The following is an 8,289-nucleotide window of genomic DNA, read 5'->3' as shown; positions in this document are numbered from 1 at the left end:
TACACTACTAAAGTGCAAGTCAAGTGGGATGTTTGAAAAATTAATTTGGTCAGCGTAATTAAAGCTCTTCTCTCTTTGCCAGTACCTGCTGGATCGACCTTAGAGTAAAAGCCGTGGCCCCGGCATGCTCAGTTATCTGCCGATAGCCTCTTTCACCGAGAGCAAGGCGCTCAGAGCAATTATTCAGCAAACGATTCATAATATTGAATAATTCATCTTTATCGGCAACCATGACACCGCCACCGGCGGTCAGCAGCAATCGGGATATTTCCTTGAAATTATGCATATGAGGCCCGAAAACAACCGGTTTCTTGACCGCGGATGCCTCGAGAATGTTGTGCCCGCCCACCGGGACCAGGCTGCCGCCAACAAAAACAACATCGGCCACGGCATAGAGCTTTTGCAGTTCACCAACCGTATCAACCAGCAGCACGGAACCGACGGCCGGCTTCATTCCTTTTTTTTCCAGCTCACTGCGGCGGATAAAGGAAAAATCCTCCTTTTGCAGGACATCGCCTACCGAGGATGCCCGTTCAGGATGCCGAGGAACCAGAACCAGCAGCAGCCGCTGGCCGGCCGCGAGTAACCGCCGGTAGACGGATATAATAATTTCTTCTTCACCGGCATGAGTGCTGCCGGCTATCCAGATAAGCTCTTCTTCAGGCAGCCGGAAAAGCTCCCTGATGGAACATAGTTCGGTGACTGTCGGTACGGCTGCGTCCAGATCAAACTTTATATTTCCTGAGACCTTGACCAGATGCTCCGGCGCCCCCATCAACTTTATCCGTCGGGCGTCCAGATCAGTCTGCATGCAGAACAGCGAAAATTGCTGCAATGTCCGGGAGAACAACTTCCTTGCCAGACGATAGCGGGGAAAGGAGTGGTCGGAAATTCTCCCGTTTACCATTACTATCGGTATTTTCCGCCGTCTGGCATGGCGGGTAAAATTCGGCCAGATCTCAGTTTCCAGGATGACAATCAAGACGGGACTGATTGCAGCCAGGGCCTTGCGCACCACCCAGGATAAATCATAAGGGAAAAAGACACTGTGATCAATTTCAGGAATGCCGGCAGCAATTTCATGTCCGGTTTCAGTAACATAGGAAACCACCAGCTCCACTTCCGGATAACCTTTTTTTAATGCCTTCACCAGCGGCACCGCCGCCCTGAGTTCCCCGACCGAAACCGCGTGCAGCCAGAATACCTTTTCCGCCTTAATAGCTGCCAGTTTGCGCGAATCATAAAAACCCAGACGTTCAGCCGTTCCCTGACGGAAACTGCCGGCCCGCGGGCCGCGAAAATAGTAAAAGGGAATCAATAACATCGCTGCCAGCAACAGCACCAGATCATACAGCAGATAAACCATGTTTCTCCAAATACTCCTCCGCCTGTCGATTCGTTTCTTCCATGGCCGCGGACAACCGGGATTGAAAGTCTTTCATATCCTCCTGCCTGCCTGCCGGCACGGCACCTTGATTATAGTACACCGGCTTGCCAAGGACAAAAACTCCGCGACCGAATGGGTACGGCAGCAGAAAACGGTCCCAGGAGCTAAAGCGCCGTCCCCGGCTGCAGGCAAAAGCCAGGGGCAGCACCGGCCGGCCTGTCAATCTGGCCAAATGTGCCACCCCGGGTTTAAGCTGGTGGCGCGGTCCCCGGGGACCATCAGGAGTTATACCTAAATCTGCCGGCTCCCCGGCCAGCAAGGCCATCTCTTTCAAGGCTGTCCTTCCTCCCCGGGTGGAAGAACCACGGATCACGTCATGACCAAAATAACGCATAGTCCGGGCAATCAATTCACCATCCCTGGATGAACTGATAAGAATTTTAGCCCCCTCCTTAGTGGGGTTGCCTTTAACCATCAAAAACAACTGGTCATGCCAGAAAGAGATGATGACTCCACTTCCCTTTTGCCGGCATTGACGCCAGTACTCCATGCCGACATTATCCAGCCTGGTCAGGCGGGCCAGACAACGGATAATCAATGCGGCCAGGGGCGGCAGCAGATTCAAGAGCAGCCAGTCGACAATTCTTTTCTTTTTCTTTTTCATTACCCATCTTCAAACTGCATTTCATACAGTTTTTTATAGAGCCCCTCTTCAGCAAGAAGATCATCATGGCTTCCCAGATCGCGGATTTCACCGCCTTCAATGACCACAATGGTATCCGCATGGCGCACGGTTGACAACCGATGAGCAATAACAAAGGTCGTCCGGTTGGCCATCAAATTAGCCAGGGCTTTCTGGACCATCGCTTCACTCTCGGTATCGAGAGCACTTGTTGCCTCGTCTAAAATCAGAATGGGTGCATCCCGCATGATCGCCCGGGCAATACAAATCCTTTGTCGCTGCCCCCCGGAAAGGCGCAGCCCGCGATCACCAATGCTGGTTTGATATTTTTCGGGCAGGAGGTCAATAAATTCATCGGCACAGGCTTGCCGGGCCGCCAGGACCACCTCATCATCGCTGGCATCCTGTCGACCATAGCGGATATTATTCATGATCGTATCATGGAAAAGAAAGGTTTCCTGGTCCACCAAAGCGATATTTCCAGTCAGATCCGCCAGGGAAAGACGACGAATATCCACCCCGTCAATGGTAATAACTCCTTCCTGGGGATCATAAAAACGATTCAGCAAACCAACCATGGTGGTTTTTCCCGAACCGCTGGGACCAACCAGGGCAACCACCTCACCGGGTGAAACCGTGAGGGAAACCTTTTTCAATACCGGCAGGCTGTCATAGGCGAAGGTTACCTGGTGAAAAGCAACGGCACCCTGCGCACGACCTAAAGAAACCGGATCGGAAGAAAAGGTGATCTCAGGTTTTTCATCAATAACTTCAAAAACCCGCTCCGCGGCCCCGATTGAGGTATGCACCAGGTTATTTACTTTGCTTAATTTTTTCACCGGGCCATACATCATCGCCACCGCCGCGACGAAGGAGAACAGCTCCCCCTGGGTCATGGCCCCGGAAAAAACCCGGTGCAAACCATACCAGGCCACCCCCGCCATCCCCAGCGAACCTAACAATTCAACAATAGGAGCCGTGGCTGAATTATATTTGAGCACCTTTCTGATAAAATGATAATAACGCTGGTTTTCCTGAGCAAACTGAAAAGACTCATCCTCCTCCCGGCCAAAGGATTTCATTACTTTTATGCCGATATAAGTCTCCTGCAAAATAGCACTGAGGCTACCCATGGCCTGCAGCCCTTTACGGGTGTTATTTTTAATTTTGCGGCCGATAACCGATGCGGGAACAATGGCCACCGGCAAAATCAGAAAGGCAACCGAAGCCAGCTGCCAATCATTATAGAAAGCCAGCACAGTCAGTCCGATCAAAGAAAAACTTTCCCGTATCCCCCCCACCAGAACATCTGCCGCTGAACGCTGCAATATGCCGACATCATTGATAATTTTCGATAAAAGCTGCCCGGATGAATGACGGGAAAAATAGCCCATGGACAATGAAAGTGAATGGGTATAAATCTCATTACGAAGGTCCTGCACCACCAGCTGACCAGCGGTCTTCAGAAAATATTCCTGTCCGTAACGAGCCAGTCCTTTGATGATCGCCAGGACAACAACAACCAGAGGAACCAGCTTAATCAGCGAGACATCCCCGGCGGCAATAATTTTATCCACCAGAGGCTGAATCAGCTTGGCGACGGCAACATTCGATCCAGCAACCAGCAAAGAGGCCACCACGGCGATAAACACTCTCCCCTTATAGGGAAGCGAATAAGCCAGGAAGCGTCGGAAAACTGCCAGGTTCTTTTTTTTCACAATAGTGGATCCAAGCTATGCTTCGTTAATGAAATAATCGGAGATAACTCCCATGAAGGGATTATATTTTATAGCGTAATGACTTAAACCCTGATTAACGAAACCGGCAGACATGGCTTCATCTTCCTGCAGCAGGGTCTCTTTTCTCTCTTGCCAGCCCTGAGCATCCAGGGTGAGGATCTCCTCAACTTTTTCAACGTAGGATGCAGCCACCGGCAGGTCCGAATAAGCGTTGACAAACCAGGGCATAACCCGCCCCACTTTTTCCAGAAAAAGATTATGTTCCGCGCCAAAATCAAGACATGACCGGGCGGTAAAATTTTCCATGTGGGACATCTTATCATAATTGATATAGTTCCCTCGAACACTAAGTTCGTAGGCCTTGGTACCGGGAAAGGGAAAGAAAAATGACCAGCGGTAACGGCCAGGCTTCGCCCTGGCCACTAATTTGATCGTATCCATAACCTCTTCATAACCTTCATCCGGCAGCCCGATCATCAAAAAAACAGATGTATGAAGACCGAGATTATTGGCAGTCTGGATGGCACTGGTTATTTTCTCATTCTTCATATGTCGTTGAAGTATAGTCGCGCGAATTTTTTCGTTGCCGCTTTCAACCCCGAACTTGACAATTTTGCAACCCGCGTCCACCAGATAACGGGCTCTTTCTTCATCAAAAAAACCAACATGGGCATTGACGACAAAGGGCAGGGAGCAGACTTTCTTGTAGGCAGCGCAAAACTCCTTGATATATTCCCGGGAAAAAGTGAAAAGATCATCGTCAAAAATAAACATGGTAATATTCTGATAGCGCCCCAGCAGGTATTGGATCTCATCAATAACCTGCTCGACTTCAAAAAATCTGATATAGTTCAGCTTTTTAAAACTGCAATGCAGATCCTTCCTATAGATCGATACCATCTGGTGGTTGAAACAATAAGTACAGGAAAACGGACAGCCACGGGAGGCCATTAAGCCAACCCAGCCATGTTTCACATCGATAATTTTCTGAAAATCAAAAATATCATAATCCTTAAAAGGCAGGCTGGTAAGCTCCGGCAACGGACGAACAGGGTTTATCTGAATTGCCTCACCTTTCCTGTACCCGAGATTCCTGAGGCTGGAAACATCTTCTCCCCGGGACAGGGTCTCGACAAAATCTAAAAACGCCTCTTCAGATTCACCACGCATGATGTAATCAAAAACGGCGGTTGCCAGGATCTCTTCCGGGGCGGCCATGGCATGAATACCACCGCACACCAAAAGCGCATCGGTCGCCTGGCGGGCCCACTCAGCCAGTTTCCTGGCATAAGCCCATTGATTGGTAACCACCGAAAAACCAATGACATCCGGAGCCAGCTGTTTAAGCCGCTGACTAAATTGCTCTTGAGACGGCAGGGGCTCTAAATCTTCACATAAATGCCAAAGTTCAACCGTATGGCCGGCCTGTTTAAGCACCGCGGACAGATGGGCAACGCCATAGTTGAACCCAACCTGTGAATGAGCGTTGGGATAGACAAAAAGTATTTTCATAAAAGAAGGGTACAAGGTTAAAGGTTAAAGGTTAAAGGAACTGTACACCGCCATAATTTGCCATTGAAGTAAAAATGGTGTCCCCAACGATTACTATCCGGTCCATCAATCATAGCCTTTTCGATGATGCATGACGCGGGTAATGATGCCTTCGACATCTATGGCAGCAGCATCGGTGAGGGTATCAACATGCACAATATGGCTGCTCCGGCGACCGTAGGCACTCCAGCGACGGATAAAACGCATATTATTGGAGCCGGCGAAAATAGTTATACAAGGTATTTCAAGGGCCACACTGATGTGCTGGCAAGCGGAATCATAGCCGATAAATTCATCACTGTTGGCAATCAAAGCCCCTATTTCTCCAATCCTGCTCTGGAAACCTATAACTCCCGATGCCAGTCCGTCATTATTCTCAACCCCAAATACCGTATGGATAGTGGCATAACCATGTTTTTCAATCGCGTCAAGCATGGCATTGGCGTCATCCAGTTCCTGCTTGCCAAATCCTTTATCCAGCAGGATAACCGTATTCGGCTCACGCAGGAGAGTGAGAATCAAGTTCTCCTCAAAGCGCCGGCCGACCCTTTTCCGCGGGTTGCCGCCGACACCGAAGTTGACCACAATGATCCTTTGGGCTCCCCTACGCCTCAGCAGATGACAATATTTGCCGGCAATTTCCTGTAAGGGTTCAGGAAACCACACTGCAGGATAGCAAAAATCCTTCTCATCAAGAATGGTGTCCAACCAGGAGTTGGCCAGTTCCGGCATGGAGACATGGTAATTAAACGAACTGCCGGAACGACTGTCGAAAAAATAATAGCGATCCAGTGGCACCAGCGGTAAAATTCCCAGCTGCGAAATACGCGAGTCCGGATCAATCAGGACAACCTCATTCTCACCACCGGCAGCTGCTTCTTCCTGCTGGATAACCTCTAATGCGGCATACCAGCTTGACAAACGCTCCAGAAGCCCTCCTTTTCTGGAATAAGCCAGTTGCCTGAAGCGGATACGAGGATTTCCTCCGTACAACTCTTCCAGCTTGCTGCCGCCGATCAGCACAAATTCAGCTTCCGGAAAAACCTTGCTGAGACGCTGGAAAATCACGCTGGTTACCGCGATATCAGCCCCGATGGTAACCCGGGACAAGAGGAGAATTTTTCGCACCTGCCGGTGACGGGATAAAGAGTTATGGTTGGCCCTTACCCGGTTTATCCGTGCCAGAAGATCGTCGGCCGTCTGGATACCGAACTTTTTCAGGGTCAGGTCCAGATCCTTCCCCCCTGGAACCCGGCGGCAGAAGGTAATCACCTGGACCATGATCTTGTTGTAAGTTATGGTCTGCAGCTCCTCGAAATCATCACAGAGACTTTCGACGATAATACTGAACAGGGCCGCAGCGGCATGATGAGTAAGGTCCGGATCATCAGAAAAAGTCATCATCTCGCACAGCAGGTCTATATACTCATCGGCATAACGGCAATCCTGCAGGTAATAATCCATAAATGAATAGGCGATTTGCCGAGCCAGCCGGCGCAGATCATCGGCAGCAGCACCTTTCTTTTTCAGGGTCGACCATTTCCGGCTGTAATAGGAAGATTTCATCTTTTACCTGAGTTTTTCCAGCAACCTTTCACTGCCCTCAAAGACGGTTTCCGGCTTTATCATTACCATGCATTCATGGTTTCTGGGACATTCTTTCTGATGACAGGGAGAACAATCCAGCTCCCGGCGCAAGACCAGGGTTTTTTCCAGGTTTGCCGCCGTATAGCGAGGATCGGTAGGCCCCATGACCACCACCACCGGCACGTTGAAAGCAACGGCATAGTGCCTGGGACCCGTATCATTGGTCACCAGGAGCTGACATCTTTTTACCAGATATTTCAAAAGTGACAAATCAACCTTGTCAGGACCGGTGTTGATAATCTCCGCTTGACTGGTTTCACAAATGGACTTCGCGATTTCACCCTCCCCGGGACCGGCAAAGAGCAGAATTTTACAGTTCCATCGGTCGGCAAACAACTCCGCCAGCCTGGCAAAATAGTCGGGGGGCCAGCATTTTGACGAACCGAATTTGGCCCCGGGATTCAAGCCGATGACCATATCTTCTGAATGAATTCCGTATTTCTCAAGCAGCTGCCGGCCTTTTTCGCCAATCTCATTTGAGATATACAGCACCGGATTTGTCTGCTCCGGGATTTCCAGACCAAGCCAACGGCAGATATTCAGATAATACTCCACCATGGGGACCGGCAAAAAGCCTTTCCCTTCAGGGATAGGTATAGGACCACCACTCAACAATAGTGAGCGATAATTTCTCCGGTAGCCATAGATATTATTCACTCCGGCAAGCCACACAGCCAGGGTGGAACGTAATGAATTTGGCAGAACAATGGCAGTCTCCGGGTGCAGGCGGCGGATCGTTTGCACCAGGGCAAAAAAGCCTCTGGTAGTTTTGTCATCGCAGGCAATAAGATGATCAAACCAGGGACCGTCCGCGACCACCCCCTCAGCATATTTTCTAATAACACCGACCAGGCGGGCGCCGGCAAAATTACGCCGCAGACAGGAAAACACCGGCGTTGCCATGACAACATCGCCTACCCAGTTGGGGCAAAAAACAATAATCGTTTGGCGATCAGTTCCCATAGGGTCTCTTTCGCAAACCGGCGAAACAACTGTTATCAACGTTCAACATAATGATCAAAAAAAGCTCATAGGTCTGACATGCACACCATCAAAACACCACATTGTATAGAGCAATATCTCCTCTTTTTCAATCAGATTATCAGAAATTACGCTAAAGTTCAGTCCCACTACATCCTGTTTACTCAACTTTCTTAAGTTGCGCTAAAAACAGCTAAACTGTGGGACGCGCTAAAGCAATTTCCCCGGATGTTCCGGCATGGCTCTCGCTCATTCTCGCCGGCCGTCCATGGCCTGCCTGTGCGTGCCGCACGCAGACAGGC

6 protein-coding genes are annotated in these 8,289 nt (G+C 49.8%); all 6 read right to left on the bottom strand.

Annotated elements, in window-relative coordinates:
- Nucleotides 1–58: 58 nt before the first annotated feature.
- Nucleotides 59–1,366 (bottom strand): 3-deoxy-D-manno-octulosonic acid transferase, encoded by a 1,308-nt coding sequence (locus U9P07_11615; GenBank protein MEA2110054.1) that lies wholly within the window; start codon nt 1,364–1,366, stop codon nt 59–61.
- Nucleotides 1,347–2,051 carry a lysophospholipid acyltransferase family protein gene (locus U9P07_11610; GenBank protein MEA2110053.1) on the bottom strand — a complete coding sequence of 235 codons (705 nt, stop codon included), beginning with the start codon at nt 2,049–2,051 and terminating at the stop codon, nt 1,347–1,349. Before U9P07_11610 ends, U9P07_11615 begins: the two co-directional genes overlap by 20 nt.
- Nucleotides 2,051–3,787, bottom strand: a complete 1,737-nt coding sequence (locus tag U9P07_11605) for an ABC transporter ATP-binding protein (protein MEA2110052.1) — start codon at nt 3,785–3,787, stop codon at nt 2,051–2,053. The genes U9P07_11610 and U9P07_11605 overlap by 1 nt, the downstream gene beginning before the upstream one ends.
- Before the next feature lie 15 nt (nt 3,788–3,802).
- Entirely contained in the window at nt 3,803–5,320 is a 1,518-nt protein-coding gene (locus tag U9P07_11600; GenBank protein ID MEA2110051.1) for a radical SAM protein, read from the bottom strand.
- 105 nt (nt 5,321–5,425) lie between these two features.
- Nucleotides 5,426–6,925 carry a glycosyltransferase family 9 protein gene (locus U9P07_11595; GenBank protein MEA2110050.1) on the bottom strand — a complete coding sequence of 500 codons (1,500 nt, stop codon included), beginning with the start codon at nt 6,923–6,925 and terminating at the stop codon, nt 5,426–5,428.
- A gap of 3 nt (nt 6,926–6,928) precedes the next feature.
- A complete protein-coding gene (gene waaF / locus U9P07_11590; protein ID MEA2110049.1) occupies nt 6,929–7,969 on the bottom strand; it encodes a lipopolysaccharide heptosyltransferase II in 1,041 nt (346 codons plus the stop codon).
- Nucleotides 7,970–8,289 lie beyond the last annotated feature (320 nt).

It is taken from the genome of Pseudomonadota bacterium, from assembly GCA_034660915.1.
Taxonomy (GTDB): Bacteria; Desulfobacterota; Anaeroferrophillalia; order Anaeroferrophillales; family Anaeroferrophillaceae; genus DQWO01.
The sequence above is the reverse complement of the archived record's forward strand: the minus strand, read 5'-3'. Positions and strand labels throughout refer to the sequence as shown.